Genomic DNA, 18,151 nt, shown 5'->3' on the forward strand with positions numbered 1-18,151 from the left:
CGGCCGTGAGCCTGACGGTCGACGAGCCGATCGCGCGGGTGCGCGGCGAACCGTTCGCCGCGCTGCCGGCGGACCTGTACATCCCGCCCGACGCCCTCGAGGTCTTCCTCGACGCCTTCGAGGGGCCGCTCGACCTGCTGCTGTACCTGATCAAGCGCCAGAACCTCGACATCCTCGACATCCCGATCGCCGCGATCACCGCGCAGTACATGGACTACCTGGCGCTGCTGCAGGAGCTGCGCCTGGAGCTCGCCGCGGAGTACCTGGTGATGGCCGCGTGGCTCGCCGAGATCAAGTCGCGCCTGCTGCTGCCGCGCGCGCCGAGCACGAGCGGCGAGGCCGAGGTCGACCCGCGCGCCGAGCTGATCCGTCGCCTGCAGGAGTACGAGCGCTTCAAGGCCGCCGCCGAGGGGCTGGACGCGCTGCCGCGGCTCGACCGCGACGTGTTCGCCGCCGGCGCCGAGTGGGTCGAAAGCGGCACCGTGCGCACGCCGCCGCGCGTCGAGCTCACCGACCTGCTCGCGGCGCTCGGCGAGGTGCTGCGGCGCGCCGAGCTGCACGGCCACCACCACGTGGCGGCCGAGCCGCTGTCGGTGCGCGAGCGCATGAGCCGCATCCTCGAAACCGTCGACGCCGTGCGCTTCACCGCCTTCACCGCGCTGTTCATGCCCGCCGAGGGTAGGCGCGGCGTGGTCGTGACCTTCATCGCGGTGCTCGAACTGATCCGCGAGGCGCTGCTCGAACTCGTCCAGCACGAACCGTTCGCGCCGCTCTACGTGAGGCTCAGGGGATGAACGGCGCGCCGCCGCTGAAGATCGTGCTCGAAGGCGCGCTGCTCGCCGCCGGTGGTCCGCTCGACCTGGCGCGGCTGGAGAGCCTGTTCGATGCCACCGCCCGCCCGTCGCCCGAGGCGCTGCGCGCCGCGCTCGCCGAGCTCGCCGCCGATTACCGCGGCCGCGGCGTCGAGCTCGTCGAGGTGGCCGGTGGCTGGCGGCTGCAGGTGCCGCAGCGGCTCGCGCCGTGGGTGTCGCGGCTGTGGGAGGAGAAGCCAGGGCGCTACTCGCGCGCGACGCTCGAAACGCTCGCGCTGATCGCCTACCGCCAGCCGATCACCCGCGGCGAGATCGAGGAGGTGCGCGGCGTCGCGGTGAGCAGCGCGATCGTCAAGGCCCTGCTCGAACGCGGCTGGGTGCGCGTGCTCGGCCACAAGGAGGTGCCCGGCCGCCCCGCGCTGTACGGCACCACGCGCGAGTTCCTCGATCACTTCGGCCTGAGGAGCCTGGCCGAGCTGCCGGCGCTGGCCGAACTGCGCGATCTCGACACCATCGGCGCGGAACTCTACGGCGCCCCCGGCGCCTGAGTGGTGCGGTGCGGCACGCGGCGATGGCAGCGCGGCCGACAAGGGCTTACGATGCGCCCCCCGTCCGTACCGCCCCGGAGTCCCCACCATGTCCGAACGTCTGCAGAAGCTCCTCGCCAGCGCCGGCCTCGCCTCGCGGCGCGAGATCGAGGAGTGGATCCGGGACGGGCGCGTCACCGTCGACGGCCACGTCGCCCAGCTCGGCGACCAGGCCGAGGGCAGCGAGGCCATCGCCGTCGACGGCAAGCCGGTACGGCTCGCCAGCCATGCGCCGGCGCGGCGCGTGCTCGCGTACTTCAAGCCGGAAGGCGAGGTCACCACGCGCGACGACCCCGAAGGGCGGCCGACGGTGTTCGACCACCTGCCGCCGCTGCGCCAGGGGCGCTGGATCGCGGTCGGGCGCCTCGACCTCAACACCCAGGGCCTGCTGCTGCTGACCACCGACGGCGAGCTGGCCAACCGCCTGATGCACCCGTCCTCGCAGGTCGAGCGCGAGTACGCGGTGCGCGTGCTCGGCGAGGTCGGCCCCGAGGTGCTCGAACGGCTGCGCGCCGGCGTGCAGCTCGACGACGGCCTCGCGCGCTTCGAAGCGATCCGTGACGCCGGCGGCAGCGGCGCCAACCACTGGTACCACGTGGTGCTGCGCGAGGGGCGCAACCGCGAGGTGCGCCGGCTGTGGGAATCGCAGGGGGTGACGGTCAGCCGCCTGATGCGCGTGCGCTACGGGCCGGTCGGCCTCGCCCGGCACCTGCGCCCCGGCCGCTGGGAAGACCTGACGCCCGAACAGCTCGACGACCTGCTGCTCAGCGTGGGGCTGGCGCCGGAGCGCCCGGCGCCCGCGGCGCATCCGGCCGCCGGGCGCCCGGGACGTCGTCCCGGCGCTGCGCCGCCGCGGGCACGCAGCGGCGGCGAGCGCCCGCAGCGCGCCGCGGCGCGCGGGGCGCCGCCGGCCAGGCGCGCGACGGGTGAGGCGCCGCGCGCCCGCTTCGAGCGGGAGGACGGTCGCCCGCGCCGCGCCGCGGAACCCGGCGCCGAGGCCGACGTGCCACGGCGGCGCCCCGCGCGCCCCGCGGCACCCGAGCGCACGCGTGACACCGACGCACCGCGCTGGCGCCCGGCGGGCGGTGCCGACGACGCCTCGGCGCCACGGCGGCGCCCCGCGGCACCCGAGCGCACGCGTGACACCGACGCGCCGCGCTGGCGCCCGGCGGGCGGTGCCGACGACGCCTCGGCGCCACGGCGGCGCCCCGCGGCACCCGAACGTACGCGCGATGCCGACGCTCCGCGCTGGCGCCCGGCGGGCGGTGCCGACGACGCCTCGGCGCCACGGCGGCGCCCCGCGGCACCCGAACGTACGCGTGACACCGATGCACCGCGCTGGCGCCCGGCGGGTGGTGCCGACGGCGCCTCGGCGCCACGGCGGCGCCCCGCGCGCACCGCGGCACCCGAGCGCACGCGCGACACCGACGCACCGCGCTGGCGCCCGGCGGGCGGTGCCGACGATGCGCGGGCAGCCCCGCACCGCGCCGGGCCGGCGCACGCCGGGCGCCAGCGCACGCCGCCGCGTGCCGCCGATGGCACCGCGCGGCGACACGGCGCCGAGCATGCGCCGTCGCGCGGCCATCGCGACGGTGCGGGCGAGGCCCCGGCGGCGCGCGGGCGCGGCGCGCATGGCAGCGGTGCCACCGCGGCTCGCCCGCCCACCCGCGGTGCGCGGACGGAGGCGCTCGAGCTGCGGCGTTCGCGCGCGCTCGCGGCGGCACATCGCGAGCGCGCGGCCGGGCGGCCGGCGCCGGCCGCCGCCCCGGAACCGCGCACCCGGCTCTCGCTCCCGCGCGGCGGCGCCGGCGAGGCACCGCCGCGCGCATCGCGCCCGGCGCCGAAGCCGCACGGCGGCGGTCCGCGCCAGGGCAGGCCGCGCGGTCCGCGCCCGCGCTGAGCGCCGCGCCGGTGGCCGCACGCCTCGAACTCGTCACCGAGTGGACCCTGGCGGCGCCGATCGACGCGGTGTGGGCCGAGCTGTCGGCGGTCGAGCACTGGCCGCAGTGGTGGCCGTACCTGCGCGCGGTCGAGTGCCTCTCCCCCGGCGACGCCCGCGGCGTCGGCGAGCGCCGGCGCTACCGCTGGGCGACGCGGCTGCCGTACACGATCACCTTCGAGATGCGCTCGACCGCCGTCGAGCCGCCGCGGCTGCTCGCCGGCGAGGCCCGCGGCGATCTGCGCGGCCGCGGCTGCTGGCAGCTCACCGAGATCGCCGGCGGCACCTGCGTGCGCTACGCCTGGAGCGTGGACGTCGACAAGCCGTGGATGCGCCTGCTCGCACCGCTGGCGCGCCCGCTGTTCGTGTGGAACCACGATGCGCTGATGCGCGCCGGTGGCGAGGGGCTCGCGCGCCGGCTCGGCGTGCCGCTGCTGCGGCACGCGCGTTGCGAGGGGGGTGGCGTCAGCCCTGCGCGCGCAGGGTCTGGCCGGTGACGCCGCGGCTGTCGGGGCCGAGCAGGTACAGGTAGGGGAGCACCACCGCCTCCGGTGACGCCCAGTCCTCGGGCGAGATGCCGGGGTAGACGCGCACGCGCAGGTTGGTGCGCACCACGCCGGGATCGACGCTGTTGACGCGGATCGCGGTGTTGGCTTCGAGCTCGTTCGCCAGGATCTTCATCAGCGTCTGCGTGCCGCCCTTGGCGACGCCGTAGGCGCCCCAGTAGGCCTTGCCGGCATCGGCCACCGCGTCGGCGCTGAACACCACCGAGGCGTCGGGCGCGGCGTTCAGCAGCCCGAGCAGCGTGTGGGTGAGCAGGAAGGGGGCGTGCAGGTTGACCTGGATCGCCTGGAACCACAGCTCCACGTCGTAGTTGGCGATCGGGGTCAGCGCGCCGACCCAGCCGGCGTTGTGCAGCAGGCCGTCGAGGCGCCCGAAGTTCTCCTCGATCGCGTCGGCGAGGTCGAAGTACTCCTTGCCGTTGGTGCCGAGCAGGTTCATCGGGTGCAGCACCGGCTCGGGGCCGCCGGCGGCGACGATCTCGTCGTAGACCGCTTCGAGCTTCTTCAGCGTGCGCCCGAGCAGGATCACGGTGGCGCCGTGCGCCGCGCAGGCGCGGGCGGTGGCGCGGCCGATGCCGTCGCCGGCGCCGGTGATCAGGATCACGCGGTTCTGCAGCAGGTCGGGCGCGGGCTGGTAATCCTGCATGACGGGCCTCTCGGTCGGCGCACGGGCGCCGCGGCTGGATCGGATCGGGCCGCGGATTCTAGCCCAGCGGCGCCGTCGCGGGCGTCACGCGCGCGCGCGGCGCAGCGTGTTCCAGGCGATCCACAGCTTGCGCAGCGGCGTCAGCTCGACGCGGTGTTCGAGCAGGCGCCAGCCGTCGTGCTCGATCTCGTCGAGCAGCGCTTCGGCGAGCGCGAGGCGCACCAGCAGCGGCGCGAGGCGCGCGTGCTCGCCGTCCGGCAGGCCGGCGCGCGCGCGCGCGAAGGTCGCCCGGATGCGCTCGCCCTGGCGGGCGAACAGCGCCCGGGTGTGGGCGCTGCCGCTGCCGGCGTACAGGTCGGGGTGGGTGACGCCGGCCTCGCGCATCTCGTCCTCGGGCACGAAGAAGCGCCCCGCCAGCGCGTCGGCACGCACCTCGCGCAGGCGCGCGAGCAGCGCGAGGCCGAAGCCGAGTTCGTGCGCGAACACCGCGGCGGCACGGTCCTGCAGGCCGAGCAGCTCGGCGGCGAACAGCAGCGGGGTGCTGCCGCTGCGGTGGCACCAGCCGGCGAGGGCCTCGAAGCCGGGGAAGGCGTCGTAGTCGAGCAGGATGCCGGCGGCGTCGACGAGTTCGCCGAGCGGCGCCGGGTCGAGGCCGCGCGTCGGCAGGTGCGGCGCGAGCGCCCGGGTGGCGGGGTGCGCCGGGGCGCCGGCCGCGAGCCGGCCCAGCTCGGCACGCCACCAGTCGAGCTTGGTGCGCGCCACGCCGGGGTCGCGGCAGTCGGCCGGGGTGTCCAGCACCTCGCGCTCCAGCGTCCACAGCGCGTTCAGCGCGGCGCGCTCGCGGCTGCCGAGCCCGAGCAGGGCGTAGTGGCGATCGGAGCCGGCGGGTGCGGCCTTGGCTTCGCAGTAATCGTCGGGGTTCATGGCGATGCTCGTCGTTGCGCGGGGCCGGGGGCTGGCGCCTCAGTCGCGCGGCCAGCCGTGGCGCACGGCGTGCGCCGCCAGCACCAGCCAGTCGAAGGCCGAGAACGGCGGCGGGTCGGCGAGGCCGCTGCGGCGCTTGGCGGTGATCCAGCGGTCGGCGGCGAGGATCAGCAGGCGCAGCGCGAAGCCGCTGCGCCCGCGCAGTTCCCGGCCGAGCGGCGAGCCGGCGCGCAGCAGCCGGCGCGCGCGTTCGAGCTGGCTGTCGACCAGCGTGGGCGCCGGCAGGCCGGTGGCGAGGCTGCCGACGGTCACGCGGTGGCGGGCCATGTCCTCGCGGGCGAGGTAGGGCAGGCCGGCGCGGCAGTCGGCGCGCAGGTGATCGAGGCGCGTCAGCAGGTAGAGCGCGCCGGCGATGGCGCGCGCATAGCCGCGCGCGCGCTCGTCGTCATGGCCGAGCACGGCGAGCGTCAGCGCGGCATAGGGCGCCCAGGTGCGCTGCGCGTGCGCGAGCAGGTCGCCGAGCGTGGCGAAGGGCAGCGGCGGGACCACCAGCGCGTCGGGCCAGCCCTCGGTGCAGTCGTGCAGCGGGCCGGCGGGCAGCCCCGCGAGCAGCGCCGCGCGCTCGGCCGGCGCGGTCTCGCGCAGCCGCTGTTCGAGCGCGCTGAGCTCGGCGAGCGCCTGGCGCAGACGTGGCGGCAGGGCCGCGAACACCGCATCCGGCAGCAGCCGCCGTGGCAGGTCGGGGCGCGGTTCAGCCATGTGCGATGGCTCCGGCGAGCCAGTCGAGCAGCTCGAGCGGGTGGTCGATGCCGCCGTCGGCCTGCCAGTCCTCGGGGCGGTCATCGGCGCCGATGTAGCCGAAGCGCGCCACCAGCGTGCGCATGCCGGCGCGGCGGCCGGCCTCGATGTCGCGCGCGGCGTCGCCGACGTACACGCAGGCGGTGGCGGGCACCCCGGCGAGCGCGCAGGCGTGCAGCAGCGGCGCCGGGTCGGGCTTGGCGACCGCCAGGGTGTCGCCGGCTACCACGCAGGCCGCGCGTTCGGCGAGCCCGAGCGCGGCCAGCAGCGGCGTGGTGAGCCAGCCCGGCTTGTTGGTGACCACGCCCCAGGCGAGCCCGCGCGCGTCGAGCGCATCGAGCAGCTCCCCGATGCCGGGAAACGGCACGGTCGCCTCGGCCAGCATGGCGCGGTACAGCGCGAGGAAGCGCGTGCGCAGGCGCTCGAACGCCGCGTGCTGCGGGCCGAGGTCGAAGCCGGCGGCGAGCAGGCGGGCGGCGCCGTGCGAGGCGAGCGGGCGCAGGCGGGCGTAGGGCAGCGGCGCCAGCCCCTCCTCGGCGCGCAGCGCGTTGAGCGCGCCGGCGAGGTCGGGGGCGGTGTCGAGCAGCGTGCCGTCGAGGTCGAACAGCACGCAGCGGATCGGAGTCGGGGAGGGCGCGCTCATTCACGCCTCGGCCGCATCGGCGTGCACGAGGTAGTTCACCTCCACCCCCGGCGCCAGCCAGTAGCGCCGGCTGAGCGGGTTGTAGTGCATGCCGGTCAGCTCGCGCAGCTTGAGACCGGCGGCCTCGGTCCAGTCGGCGAGCTCCGACGGGCGGATGAACCTGGCGTAGTCGTGGGTGCCGGTCGGCAGCAGGCGCAGCAGGTACTCGGCGCCGACGATCGCGAACAAGTAGGCCTTGGGCGTGCGGTTGATCGTCGAGAAGAACACGTGGCCGCCGGGCCTGACCAGGCGCGCGCACGCCTGCACCACCGAGGCCGGGTCGGGCACGTGTTCGAGCATCTCCATGCAGGTGACCACGTCGTAGTGGCCCGGCTGCTCGGCGGCGAAGGCCTCGGCGGTGATCCGGCGGTAGTCGACGGCGAGCCCCGATTCGTGCAGGTGCAGGCGCGCCACCGCGAGCGGCGCGGCGCCCATGTCGATGCCGGTGACCGCGGCGCCGCGTGCGGCCATGCCTTCGGCGAGGATGCCGCCGCCGCAGCCGACGTCGAGCACGCGCTTGCCGGCGAGGCCGGCGCGGCGGTCGATGAAGTCGAGGCGCAGCGGGTTGATGTCGTGCAGCGGCTTGAACTCGCTGTCGGGATCCCACCAGCGGCTGGCGAGCTGTTCGAACTTGGCGATCTCGCGATCGTCGACGTTGGCGTGGGCGGTGCTCATGGTGCGGTACCTGGAACGGAGTCGGACGCTGTGACCGGGGCGGGGCGGGGCTCAGCCGTTCGCGATGGTGTCGCGCCAGGCGCGGGCGCGCTGGTGGATCGCATCGGCGTCGAGCGTGGTCAGCACGCGGTTCTTCAGCAGGTGACGGCCGGCCACCCAGACATCGGTGACCTGGTGCCGGCCGCTGGCGTAGACGAGCTGCGACAGCGGGTGGTACAGCGGCTGGGCTTCGAGCGCACCGAAGTCGACCGCGGTGACATCGGCCCACTTGCCGGGCAGCAGCGAGCCGATGTCGGCATCGAGGCCGAGCGCGCGGGCGCCGCCGAGCGTGGCGAGGTGCAGCGCGTGGCCCGCCGGCAGCGCGGCGGCGTCGCCGGCGACCGCCTTGGCGAGCAGCGCGGCGCTGCGCATCTCGCCGAACATGTCGAGGTCGTTGTTGCTGGCGGCGCCGTCGGTGCCGAGCGCGACGTTGACGCCGGCGGCGAGGAGCCGGGCGACCGGGCAGAAGCCGCTGGCGAGCTTGAGGTTCGATTCCGGGCAATGCAGCACGTGCACGCCGGTTTCGGCGACGCGCGCGATCTCGGCGTCGTCGAGCTGGGTCATGTGCACCGCCAGCAGCTCGGGCGACAGCAGGCCGAGCGCGTCGAGGTGCGCCAGCGGCCGCCGGCCGTGGCGCGCGTGGTATTCGTCGACCTCGGCGGCGGTCTCGTGCAGGTGGATGTGGATCGGCCGCTCGAGCTCGTCGGCGAGGGTGCGCACGCGCTCCAGCGTCGCCGGCGCCACGGTGTACGGCGCGTGCGGCGCGAAGGCGGTGCTGATCAGCGGGTCGTGGCGCAGGTTCTCGTGCAGCGCGAGCCCCTTGTCCAGGTATTCGTCGACCCCGCTGGCCCAGGCGCTCGGGAAGTCGATGACGACCAGGCCGACGCAGGCGCGCATCCCCGCCGCCGACGCTGCGCGCGCGGTCACGTCGGGGAAGAAGTACATGTCGTTGAAGCAGGTGATGCCGCCGCGCAGCATCTCGGCCATCGCGAGCTGGGTGCCATCGTGCACGAAGGCCTCGCTGACCCAGCGCCCCTCGGTCGGCCAGATGTGGCCGGTGAGCCACTCGTGCAGCGGCAGGTCGTCGGCGAGACCGCGCAGCAGGCTCATCGCCGCGTGCGCATGGGCGTTGACCAGGCCCGGGATCAGGCCGTGCGAGGGCAGGTGCAGCGTGATGCGCCCGAGGTAGCGGGCGGCGGCATCCACGGCCGGGAGCACGTCGAGGATGCGCCCCTGGTCGATCGCGAGCGCATGGCCTTCGAGCACGACGCCTGCGGGCTCGACCGGCACGATCCAGCGGGGGAAGAGCAGCGTGTCGATGGTGAGCATGCGGGGCTCCGGTGCCGGAAAGCGCAGGAGTATAGCGATCCTCCCGGCCCGGGCGCCCGTCCGCCGGCGCGTGCCGACGGGCAAAAAAAACCCCGGCGCAGGGCCGGGGCTGGTTGCGGTGCGAGGCGCTTACTTGAGCGCTTCGGCGTCGACGGTGATCTCGACGCGACGGTTCTGCGCACGGCCTTCCGCGGTCTTGTTCGAGGCGATCGGCTGACGCTCGCCCATGCCCTTCGCGGTGATCAGCGCGGGGTTGACGCCCTTCTCGATCAGGTAGGTCTTGACGGCGTCGGCGCGACGCTCGGACAGACGCTGGTTGTAGGCGTCCGAGCCGATGCTGTCGGTGTGGCCGACGAGCTCGATGCTGTTGACCTTGGCCTTGCCCTTGATGTCGGCGGCGAGCTTGTCGATCGAGGCCTTGCCGGCGGGCTTCAGCACCGCCTTGTTGAAGTCGAAGTTGGCATCGGCGCTGAGGCTCATCGAGATCGGCGACTTGACCATCTGCGGAGCACCGCACTCGGGGTGCTCGACGCCGCCGATGGACAGCACGCACTTGCCGTACGGATCCTTGACCGGCTTGCCGTAGGGGTCGGTGACGACCGGATCGGCGGCCTGGGCCGGCAGGGCGGCCGCGATCGCGACGGCGGCGGCCACGGCGAGGGCGAGTTTGTTCAGATCAAGTTTCATCGTCTAACCTCCAATGAATCGCAAACGAAATCCGGGTGGGAGAGCCCGCCGGAATGAGTACTTCAAGCGAAGTCCAAGGGTTAAAGTTGTTCCCTACCAGTATATCCAAGCAGGGGCCGATTAAGTCGGAAACTTTAAGGCTGCCTAGTTTGCAATGATACACCTCTGTGTCAGAATTGCAAAAGGTGTTGTTTCGGAAATAACGCTTCTTAGCTGCTTTCCAACGGGAGGTCTACGGTGCGCGTTGCGCTGCTCGAGGATGATCGTGCGCAGGCCGAGATGATGCGGGCGTGGCTTGCCGAGGCGGGCCACGACACTCAGGTGTTCGGCCTTGGCAAGGCCCTGATCCGCGAACTTGGTCGCGATTCCTATGACTTGGTGGTGCTCGACTGGATGCTCCCCGACACCGACGGCCTGCAGGTGCTGCGCTGGATCCGCGAGCACGTCGACTGGCCCATGCCGGTGCTGTTCGTGACCGGTCGGGACGAGGAGAAGGACATCGTCGAGGCGCTGAACTCCGGCGCCGACGACTACATGACCAAGCCGGTCAAGCGCGGTGAGATGCTCGCCCGCATCAAGGCGGTGCTGCGGCGCGCGATCCCGCAGGACGACGCCGTGCGGGTGCTCGACTTCGGTGACTACTCGATCGACCTGCTGACGCGCAACGTCGCGCTCCAGGGCAGGGCCATCGAGCTCACGCAGAAGGAGTTCGACCTCGCGCTGTTCCTGTTCCGCGGCGCCGGGCGGGTGTTGTCGCGAGGCCACATTCTCGAAAGCGTGTGGGGGCGCAGCCCCGACATCAATACGCGTACCGTGGATACTCATGTCAGCCGCATTCGCAACAAACTGGATTTGCGCCCCGAGCACGGCTGGCAACTGAAGGCGGTGTATCAGCACGGCTACAGGCTCGAACCCGTGGAGCCCCCGCTGAACTGAACCGCCCGTCCCCGCTTGTTGTTGTCGACGGCCCCGGCCACCGTCGGGTGGGGTGGGGCCGTCGCCTTTTCGGAACCGGCGTACTTTGTACGCGAACCGGGTTTCTCTCGCGTTAACGGAACTGCCCCCATGTCCGAGCATGCCCACGACCGCATCCGCGCGGTGGTCTGGAACGACGATGCGCTGGAGTTGCTCGATCAGCGCCTGCTGCCCGCCGTCGAACGGCGGCTGCGCCTCGGCACGGCGGCCGGCGTGGCGCAGGCGATACGCGACATGGTCGTGCGCGGCGCCCCGGCGATCGGCATCGCGGCGGCCTACGGCGTGGTGCTGGCCGCGCGTGCACGCTTCGCCGAGGCCCCGGCCGGCTGGCGTGCGCGGATCGGCGCCGACCTCGACCTGCTCGCCGCGGCGCGGCCGACCGCGGTCAACCTGTCCTGGGCGGTCGCGCGCATGCGCGCGACCATCGAGCGCGCCCCGGAGGGCGATCCGTGCCCGCGGCTGCTGGCCGAGGCCAACGCCATCCTCGCCGAGGACATCGCCGCCAACCGCCGCATGGGCGCGCTGGGGGCGGCGCTGATCGAGGCCGGCGGCAGCGTGCTCACGCACTGCAACGCCGGCTCGCTCGCCACCGGCGGTTTCGGCACCGCGCTCGGCGTGATCCGCACCGCCCATGCCGCCGGGCGCATCGACGCGGTCTACGCCGGCGAGACCCGCCCGTGGCTGCAGGGCGCGCGCCTCACCGCGTGGGAACTGGTGCGGGACGGCATCCCGGTGACCCTGCTCGCCGACGGCGCGGCGGCGTACCTGCTGTGCCAGGGGCGGGTGCGCTGGGTGATCGTCGGTGCCGACCGCATCGCCGCCAACGGCGACACCGCCAACAAGATCGGCACCTACGGCCTCGCCGTGCTGGCGCGCCAGCACGGGGTGGGGTTCATGGTGGTGGCGCCGGTGTCGACCATCGACATGAGCCTCGCCGACGGTGCCGGCATCCCGATCGAGGAGCGCCCGGCCGCGGAGGTACTCGACCTCGCCGGCGCGCGCGTCGCCGCCGCCGGTGCCGGCGCGTGGAACCCGGCCTTCGACGTCACGCCGGCGGCGCTGATCGACGCCATCGTCACCGAACGCGGCGTGGTGCACGCCCCCGATGCCGCCGGCATGGCGGCGCTGCTGGCGGGCTGAGGTCGCCCCCGCGGCGGCCGGCCGGGGCCGCCTGTGCTATAGTGCCGCCCCTTCGCGCGGGCCCCCCACGGTCCCGTGCCCCGTGTGTTCCAGGACCCCGCTCCATGGTCGATTTCGCCAAAGAAGTCCTGCCGGTCAATCTCGAAGACGAGATGAAGCAGTCGTATCTCGATTACGCGATGAGCGTGATCATCGGCCGCGCGCTGCCCGACGTGCGCGACGGCCTCAAGCCCGTGCACCGGCGCGTGCTGTACGCGATGCAGGAGCTCGGCAACGACTGGAACCGGCCGTACAAGAAGTCGGCACGCGTGGTCGGCGACGTGATCGGCAAGTACCACCCGCACGGCGACACCGCGGTGTACGACACCATCGTGCGCATGGCCCAGCCGTTCTCGATGCGCTACATGCTGGTCGACGGCCAGGGCAACTTCGGTTCGGTCGACGGCGACGCGCCCGCGGCGATGCGCTACACCGAAGTGCGCATGAGCCGCATCGCGCACGAACTGCTCGCCGACCTCGACAAGGAAACCGTCGACTTCCAGCCCAACTACGACGAGTCCGAGCGCGAGCCCACGGTGTTCCCGACGCGGGTGCCGAACCTGCTGGTGAACGGTTCCTCGGGCATCGCGGTCGGCATGGCGACCAACATCCCGCCGCACAACCTCGGCGAGGTGGTCGACGCCTGCATCGCGCTGATCGAGCACCCCGAGCTCGGCGTCAACGAGTTGATGCACTACCTGCCGGGGCCGGACTTCCCGACCGCGGGCATCATCAACGGCACCCGCGGCATCCGCGACGCCTACCAGACCGGCCGCGGGCGCGTCTACGTGCGGGCGCGCCACCACGTCGAGACCGACGAGCGCAGCGGTCGCCAGGCGCTGATCGTCACCGAGCTGCCCTACCAGGTGAACAAGGCGCGGCTGCTCGAGAAGATCGCCGAGCTGGTGCGCGAGAAGAAGCTCGAGGGCATCGCCGAGCTGCGCGACGAGTCCGACAAGGACGGCATGCGCATGGTGATCGAGCTGCGCCGCGGCGAGGTGCCCGAGGTGGTGCTGAACAACCTGTTCCAGCACACGCCGATGCAGAGCGTGTTCGGCATCAACATGGTGGCGCTGGTCGACGGCCAGCCGCGCCTGCTCAACCTCAAGCAGGTGCTCGAGGCCTTCCTGCGCCACCGCCGCGAGGTGGTCACGCGGCGCACCCTCTACGAGCTGCGCAAGGCGCGCGAACGCGCCCACATCCTCGAAGGGCTCGCCGTCGCGCTCGCCAACCTCGATCCGATGATCGAGCTGATCCGCCGCTCGCCGACGCCGGTCGAGGCGCGCGAGGGGCTGCTCGGCCGCCGCTGGGAGGCCGGCGCGGTCACCGCGATGCTCGCGCGCGCCGGCGCCGCGGCCTCGCGCCCCGACGACCTCGCCGACGGGCTCGGCCTGGACGCCGGCGGCTACCGCCTGTCGACGGTGCAGGCCCAGGCCATCCTCGACCTGCGCCTGCACCGCCTCACCGGGCTGGAGCAGGACAAGATCCACGACGAGTACCGCGAACTGCTCGAGCGCGTCGCCGACCTGCTCGACATCCTCGGCAGCGTCGAGCGCCTGATGCAGGTGATCCGCGACGAGCTCGGTGCGCTGAAGGCCGCGTTCGGCGACCCGCGGCGCAGCGTGATCCAGCCGGCCGAGATCGACCTCACGCTCGAGGACCTGATCAGCCAGGAGGACATGGTCGTCACGCTGTCGCACGCCGGCTACGCCAAGGCGCAGCCGCTCACCGACTACCGCGCGCAGCGCCGCGGCGGCCGCGGCAAGTCGGCCACGGCGATGAAGGACGAGGACTTCATCGACAAGCTGTTCATCGCCAACACCCACGACACGCTGCTGTGCTTCTCCAACCTCGGCCGCTGCTACTGGATCAAGGTCTACGAACTGCCGCAGGCCTCGCGCGTGGCGCGCGGCAAGCCGCTGGTGAACCTGCTGCCGCTCGCCGCGGACGAGCGCATCAGCGCCGTGCAGCCGGTGCGCGAGTTCGGCGAGGAGCAGTTCCTGTTCTTCGCCACCAGCGCCGGCACCGTCAAGAAGACGCCGCTGTCCGAGTACTCGCGCCCGCGCACCGCCGGCATCATCGCCATCGACCTGCACGCCGGCGACGAGCTCGTCGACGTCGCGATCACCGACGGCCGGCGCGACATCATGCTGTTCACCGATGCCGGCAAGGCGATCCGCTTCTCCGAGGACGAGGTGCGGGCGATGGGGCGCAACACCGCGGGCGTGCGCGGCATCCGCTTCAAGGAGGAGGAGCGCGAGGAAGGCGAGGTCGACGAGGATGCCGTCGACCGCAGCGCGCGGGTGATCGCGCTGGTGGTGGTGGGGGCCGACGGTGACATCCTCACCGTCACCGAGAACGGTTACGGCAAGCGCACGCCGCCGGAGGACTACCCGCTGCGCGGGCGCGGCGGCCAGGGCGTGATCTCGATCCAGACCAGCGAGCGCAACGGCTGCGTGGTCGGCGCGCTGCAGGTCGAGTCGGCGCAGGACGTGATGCTGATCACCGATGCCGGCACCCTGGTGCGCACGCGTGCCGCCGAGATCTCGCGGTTGTCGCGCAACACCCAGGGCGTCAAGCTCATCGCGGTGCAGGACGGCGAGCGGGTGATCGCGATCGAGAAGGTCGAGGCCGAGGGCGACGACGAGGCGGCGCTCGACGGCGAGCCCGCCGGTGAGGCGAACGGCGACATCGGCAAATGAAGGGCCGCGGGCGCCGGTGCGCGGCCGTCGCCCCAACAGCAGAAGGGCCAGCGGTGATGACCAGGGTGTTCAACTTCAGTGCCGGTCCGGCGGTGCTGCCGGAGGCCGTCCTCGAACGGGCGCGCGACGAACTGCTCGACTGGCACGGCCACGGCCTGTCGGTGATGGAGATGTCGCATCGCGGCAAGGACTTCGTCGGCATCGCCGAGAAGGCCGAGGCCGACCTGCGGCGGCTGCTCGACGTGCCCGCCGACTACCGCGTGCTGTTCGTGCAGGGCGGCGCCTCGCAGCAGTTCGCGATGGTGCCGCTGAACCTGCTGCCCGAAGGCGGCTCGGCCGACTACCTCGACACCGGCACCTGGTCGGACAAGGCGATCGAGGAGGCCGCGCGCTTCGGGCGCGTCAACGTGGTCGCGAGCAGCCGTGCCACGCACTACACCGGCATCCCGCCGCGGGCGGCGTGGCGGCTCGATCCGGATGCCGCCTACGTCCACTACACGCCGAACGAGACCATCGTCGGCGTCGAGTTCCACGAACCGCCGGACGTCGGTGGCAGGCCGCTGGTCGCCGACATGTCGTCGACCATCCTGTCGCGGCCGATCGACGTCAGCCGCTTCGGGCTGATCTACGCCGGCGCGCAGAAGAACATCGGCCCGGCCGGGCTGACGCTGGTGATCGTGCGCGAGGACCTGCTCGGGCGTGCCCGCGCGGCCTGCCCGACGATGCTCGACTATGCGGTGTTCGCCAGGAACGGCTCGATGTACAACACGCCGCCGACCTTCGGCTGGTACCTCGCCGGGCTGATCTTCGAGTGGCTGCTGGCGCAGGGCGGGCTGCCGGCGATGGCGGAGCGCAACGCCCGCAAGGCGCGCAAGCTCTACGCGTACATCGACGCCTCGGGCTTCTACGTCAACCCGGTCGAGGTGGCGAGCCGCTCGTGGATGAACGTGCCGTTCCGCCTCGCCGACGAATCGCTCGACGCGCGCTTCCTGCAGGGGGCGCAGGCCGCCGGGCTGCACAACCTCGCCGGCCACCGCATCGTCGGCGGCATGCGCGCGAGCCTGTACAACGCGATGCCGGAGGCCGGCGTCGATGCCCTGATCGCCTACATGCGCGATTTCGCGCAGCGGCACGGCTGAAACGGGGGGCGCACGACGCATGGCCACCGAGCAGGAGCAGTTGCTGGCGATCCGCAACCGCATCGACGCGATCGACCGCCAGATCCTCGACCTCATCTCGCAGCGCGCGCGCTGCGCGCAGGACGTGGCGCGGGTCAAGCAGGCGTTCGGCGGCGCCAAGGACGCCGTGTTCTACCGCCCCGAGCGCGAGGCCCAGGTGCTGCGCCGGGTGATGGACGACAACCCCGGCCCGCTCAGCAGCGAGGAGGTGGGGCGGCTGTTCCGCGAGATCATGTCGGCCTGCCTCGCGCTCGAGCGCCCGCTGCGCATCGCCTTCCTCGGCCCCGAGGGCACCTTCACCCAGGCGGCGGCGTTCAAGCATTTCGGCCACAGCGCGATCACCGTGCCGCTGCGCGCGATCGACGAGGTGTTCCGCGAGGTCGAGAGCGGCGTGGTCGACTACGGCGTGGTGCCGGTCGAGAACTCCACCGAGGGCGTGGTCAACCACACCCTCGACATGTTCCTGCTGTCCTCGCTGAACATCTGCGGCGAGGTGCAGCTGCGCATCCATCACCACCTGTGCGGCTTCGTCGACGACGTCAAGGCGATCACGCGCATCTATTCGCACCAGCAATCGCTCGCGCAGTGCCGCGAGTGGCTCGACCTCAACCTGCCGCACGTGCCGCGCGTGCCGGTGGCCTCGAACGCCGAGGCCGCGCGCATCGCGCTGAACGAGCCCGGCTCGGCGTGCATCACCGGGCAGGGGGCGATCGACATCTACCAGCTGCCGATCCTCGCCGGAAACATCGAGGACCAGCCGGACAACACCACGCGCTTCCTGATCATCGGCCAGCAGCCGATCCCGCCGTCGGGCGACGACCGCACCACGCTGCTGGTGTCCTCGTACAACCGCCCGGGCTCGCTGCAGGCGCTGCTGGCGCCGCTGGCCGAGCACGGCCTGACGATGACGCGCATCGAGTCGCGGCCCTCGCGCAAGGGCATGTGGGACTACGTGTTCTTCATCGACTTCGACGGCCATTGCGAGGAGCCGCTCGTCGCCACCGCGCTGTCCGAGCTGAAGCAGGAGGCGAGCCTGTTCCGCATCCTCGGCTCCTACCCCAAGGGCGTGCTCTGACGCGCGCTTGCGCGGCACGCCGGGCGGCCGGCGGCCGTAGCGTGCGCTTGACGGCGCGTCGCCGCGGCCGCGCGGCGGCGTGCAGCGGGGGCTTCGGCGCGGGGCCGGCTCGGGTAGTGTGGGCGTCCGCTGCCGCCGCTCCCGGTGCGCGCCGCGAAACCTGACCGATCCGCCGGCGCGCTGCGCGACCGGCGGGCGCCAACCATCGAGAACGGGTGGAACCGATGTCCTGCGATTTCTTTGCCCAAGCCGCGCCCGGTGTGCGCACCCTGTCGCCCTATGTGCCGGGCCGGCCCGAGAGCGAGATCAAGCGCGAGTACGGCCTCGCCGAGGTGATCAAGCTCGCGTCGAACGAAAACCCGCTGGGCCCGAGCCCGCTGGGGCTGGCCGCGGCGCAGGCCGCGCTGGCCGAGATCGCCCGTTACCCGGACGGCAACGGCTTCGAGCTGAAGCGCGCGCTGGCGGCGAAGTACGGCGTCGAGACCGCGCGCATCACCCTCGGCGCCGGCTCCAACGACATCCTCGACCTGGTCGCGCGCGCCTTCCTGACCCCCGGCGACGAGGCGGTGTACTCCGACCACGCCTTCGCGGTCTACCCGATCGCCACGCAGACCGCCGGCGGCCGCGGCGTGTCGGTGCCGGCGCTGCCGGCCGGGCACGCGATGGCCTACGGGCACGATCTGGCGGCGATGCGCGCGGCCATCGGCAGCCGCACCAAGGTCGTCTTCATCGCCAACCCGAACAACCCCACCGGCACCTGGCTCGCGCCGGCCGAACTCGAAGGCTTCCTGCGCGAGCTGCCCGAGCACGTCGTCGTGGTGCTCGACGAGGCCTACGTCGAATACATGGCGCCGGAGCAGGTCGCACCCAGCCTGGCCTGGCTCGAACGCCACCCCAACCTCGTCGTCAGCCGCACCTTTTCCAAGGCCTACGGGCTCGCCGGGCTGCGCGTCGGCTACGCCTTCGCCCACCCGCAGGTCACCGACCTGCTGAACCGCGCGCGCATGCCGTTCAACGTCAGCCTGCCGGCGCTGGCCGCGGCCACGGCTGCACTCGACGACACCGCGTTCATCGCCCGCAGCGTCGAGCTCAACCGTGCCGGCATGCGCCAGCTGCAGGACGGCCTGCGCGCGCTCGGGCTGGGCTGGCTGCCCTCGGCCGGCAACTTCCTGTGCGTGAACGTCGGGCGCAGCGGCCGGCAGGTATTCCAGGCGCTGCTACCCAGGGGCGTGATCCTGCGTCCGGTCGACAACTACGCGCTGCCGGATTTCCTGCGCATCACCGTCGGCAGCGAGCGTGAGAACGCCGTGTGCCTGCGCGCGCTCGCCGAGGTGCTCGCCGCCTGAGCCGCCGCACCCGTC

Annotated in this window: 16 protein-coding genes and 1 pseudogene; 10 read left to right on the top strand and 7 right to left on the bottom strand. The window is 73.0% G+C overall.

The annotated features are described in order from the left end of the window. Positions 1-5 precede the first annotated feature (5 nt). The 4 genes and pseudogenes from EV699_RS02165 (at position 6) to EV699_RS02180 (ending at position 3,835) form a co-directional block, all read left to right on the top strand. Entirely contained in the window at positions 6-794 is a 789-nt protein-coding gene (locus EV699_RS02165; protein ID WP_132538479.1) for a segregation and condensation protein A, read from the top strand. After that, positions 791-1,360 (top strand): SMC-Scp complex subunit ScpB, encoded by a 570-nt coding sequence (gene scpB, locus EV699_RS02170; RefSeq protein ID WP_132538480.1) that lies wholly within the window; start codon positions 791-793, stop codon positions 1,358-1,360. Before EV699_RS02165 ends, scpB begins: the two co-directional genes overlap by 4 nt. Before the next feature lie 88 nt (positions 1,361-1,448). Beyond that, positions 1,449-2,519, top strand: a pseudogene (gene rluB / locus EV699_RS20490) (23S rRNA pseudouridine(2605) synthase RluB); the annotation flags it as partial. A 791-nt stretch (positions 2,520-3,310) separates the two neighbouring features. Continuing rightward, complete coding sequence (locus EV699_RS02180; protein WP_132538484.1) at positions 3,311-3,835, top strand: SRPBCC family protein; 525 nt, start codon at positions 3,311-3,313, stop codon at positions 3,833-3,835. On the opposite strand, the gene EV699_RS02185 is transcribed toward EV699_RS02180, so the two are convergent. From EV699_RS02185 to EV699_RS20400, 7 genes are all read right to left on the bottom strand, one after another. Beyond that, positions 3,804-4,547, bottom strand: a complete 744-nt coding sequence (locus EV699_RS02185) for a YciK family oxidoreductase (RefSeq protein WP_132538486.1) — start codon at positions 4,545-4,547, stop codon at positions 3,804-3,806. The genes EV699_RS02180 and EV699_RS02185 overlap by 32 nt on opposite strands. 84 nt (positions 4,548-4,631) lie before the next feature. Then, positions 4,632-5,471 (bottom strand): squalene/phytoene synthase family protein, encoded by an 840-nt coding sequence (locus EV699_RS02190; protein ID WP_132538488.1) that lies wholly within the window; start codon positions 5,469-5,471, stop codon positions 4,632-4,634. A 39-nt stretch (positions 5,472-5,510) separates the two neighbouring features. Further along, entirely contained in the window at positions 5,511-6,230 is a 720-nt protein-coding gene (locus EV699_RS02195) for a squalene/phytoene synthase family protein (RefSeq protein WP_165903992.1), read from the bottom strand. Beyond that, positions 6,223-6,912, bottom strand: a complete 690-nt coding sequence (gph, locus tag EV699_RS02200; protein ID WP_132538492.1) for a phosphoglycolate phosphatase — start codon at positions 6,910-6,912, stop codon at positions 6,223-6,225. Before gph ends, EV699_RS02195 begins: the two co-directional genes overlap by 8 nt. Then, positions 6,913-7,626, bottom strand: a complete 714-nt coding sequence (ubiG, locus tag EV699_RS02205; RefSeq protein WP_132538494.1) for a bifunctional 2-polyprenyl-6-hydroxyphenol methylase/3-demethylubiquinol 3-O-methyltransferase UbiG — start codon at positions 7,624-7,626, stop codon at positions 6,913-6,915. It lies immediately after the preceding gene. 51 nt (positions 7,627-7,677) lie between these two features. After that, the gene (locus tag EV699_RS02210; protein ID WP_132538496.1) at positions 7,678-8,994 is read right to left on the bottom strand and encodes a TRZ/ATZ family hydrolase; all 1,317 of its coding nucleotides are present in this window, start codon (positions 8,992-8,994) and stop codon (positions 7,678-7,680) included. 129 nt (positions 8,995-9,123) lie between these two features. Further along, the gene (locus EV699_RS20400) at positions 9,124-9,681 is read right to left on the bottom strand and encodes an OmpA family protein (RefSeq protein ID WP_132538498.1); all 558 of its coding nucleotides are present in this window, start codon (positions 9,679-9,681) and stop codon (positions 9,124-9,126) included. A 237-nt stretch (positions 9,682-9,918) separates the two neighbouring features. On the opposite strand from EV699_RS20400, the gene EV699_RS02220 reads away from it, so the two are divergent. The 6 genes from EV699_RS02220 (at position 9,919) to hisC (ending at position 18,136) form a co-directional block, all read left to right on the top strand. Then, complete coding sequence (locus tag EV699_RS02220; RefSeq protein WP_132538500.1) at positions 9,919-10,617, top strand: response regulator transcription factor; 699 nt, start codon at positions 9,919-9,921, stop codon at positions 10,615-10,617. Positions 10,618-10,746: 129 nt separating this feature from the next. Further along, entirely contained in the window at positions 10,747-11,796 is a 1,050-nt protein-coding gene (mtnA, locus tag EV699_RS02225; RefSeq protein ID WP_132538502.1) for an S-methyl-5-thioribose-1-phosphate isomerase, read from the top strand. A 104-nt stretch (positions 11,797-11,900) separates the two neighbouring features. After that, on the top strand, positions 11,901-14,537 hold the full coding sequence (gene gyrA / locus EV699_RS02230) for a DNA gyrase subunit A (RefSeq protein ID WP_132538504.1): 2,637 nt from the start codon (positions 11,901-11,903) through the stop codon (positions 14,535-14,537). Between the two features lie 56 nt (positions 14,538-14,593). Next, complete coding sequence (gene serC / locus EV699_RS02235) at positions 14,594-15,676, top strand: 3-phosphoserine/phosphohydroxythreonine transaminase (RefSeq protein WP_132538506.1); 1,083 nt, start codon at positions 14,594-14,596, stop codon at positions 15,674-15,676. Positions 15,677-15,695: 19 nt separating this feature from the next. Continuing rightward, positions 15,696-16,790 (top strand): prephenate dehydratase, encoded by a 1,095-nt coding sequence (pheA, locus tag EV699_RS02240; RefSeq protein WP_132538508.1) that lies wholly within the window; start codon positions 15,696-15,698, stop codon positions 16,788-16,790. A gap of 224 nt (positions 16,791-17,014) precedes the next feature. Continuing rightward, positions 17,015-18,136 (top strand): histidinol-phosphate transaminase, encoded by a 1,122-nt coding sequence (gene hisC, locus EV699_RS02245; RefSeq protein WP_132538510.1) that lies wholly within the window; start codon positions 17,015-17,017, stop codon positions 18,134-18,136. Positions 18,137-18,151 lie beyond the last annotated feature (15 nt).

Source organism: Plasticicumulans lactativorans (assembly GCF_004341245.1).
GTDB classification, from domain to species: domain Bacteria; phylum Pseudomonadota; class Gammaproteobacteria; order Competibacterales; family Competibacteraceae; genus Plasticicumulans_A; species Plasticicumulans_A lactativorans.

What these genes read in the sequence shown, in the direction of transcription:
- EV699_RS20400 (WP_132538498.1), bottom strand. Translation starts at nt 9,681, where the DNA reads ATGAAACTTGATCTGAACAAACTCGCCCTCGCCGTGGCCGCCGCCGTC.
- EV699_RS02210 (WP_132538496.1), bottom strand. Translation starts at nt 8,994, where the DNA reads ATGCTCACCATCGACACGCTGCTCTTCCCCCGCTGGATCGTGCCGGTC.
- pheA (WP_132538508.1), top strand. Translation starts at nt 15,696, where the DNA reads ATGGCCACCGAGCAGGAGCAGTTGCTGGCGATCCGCAACCGCATCGAC.
- gyrA (WP_132538504.1), top strand. Translation starts at nt 11,901, where the DNA reads ATGGTCGATTTCGCCAAAGAAGTCCTGCCGGTCAATCTCGAAGACGAG.
- scpB (WP_132538480.1), top strand. Translation starts at nt 791, where the DNA reads ATGAACGGCGCGCCGCCGCTGAAGATCGTGCTCGAAGGCGCGCTGCTC.
- EV699_RS02195 (WP_165903992.1), bottom strand. Translation starts at nt 6,230, where the DNA reads ATGGCTGAACCGCGCCCCGACCTGCCACGGCGGCTGCTGCCGGATGCG.
- EV699_RS02190 (WP_132538488.1), bottom strand. Translation starts at nt 5,471, where the DNA reads ATGAACCCCGACGATTACTGCGAAGCCAAGGCCGCACCCGCCGGCTCC.
- EV699_RS02185 (WP_132538486.1), bottom strand. Translation starts at nt 4,547, where the DNA reads ATGCAGGATTACCAGCCCGCGCCCGACCTGCTGCAGAACCGCGTGATC.
- mtnA (WP_132538502.1), top strand. Translation starts at nt 10,747, where the DNA reads ATGTCCGAGCATGCCCACGACCGCATCCGCGCGGTGGTCTGGAACGAC.
- hisC (WP_132538510.1), top strand. Translation starts at nt 17,015, where the DNA reads ATGTCCTGCGATTTCTTTGCCCAAGCCGCGCCCGGTGTGCGCACCCTG.
- gph (WP_132538492.1), bottom strand. Translation starts at nt 6,912, where the DNA reads ATGAGCGCGCCCTCCCCGACTCCGATCCGCTGCGTGCTGTTCGACCTC.
- ubiG (WP_132538494.1), bottom strand. Translation starts at nt 7,626, where the DNA reads ATGAGCACCGCCCACGCCAACGTCGACGATCGCGAGATCGCCAAGTTC.
- serC (WP_132538506.1), top strand. Translation starts at nt 14,594, where the DNA reads ATGACCAGGGTGTTCAACTTCAGTGCCGGTCCGGCGGTGCTGCCGGAG.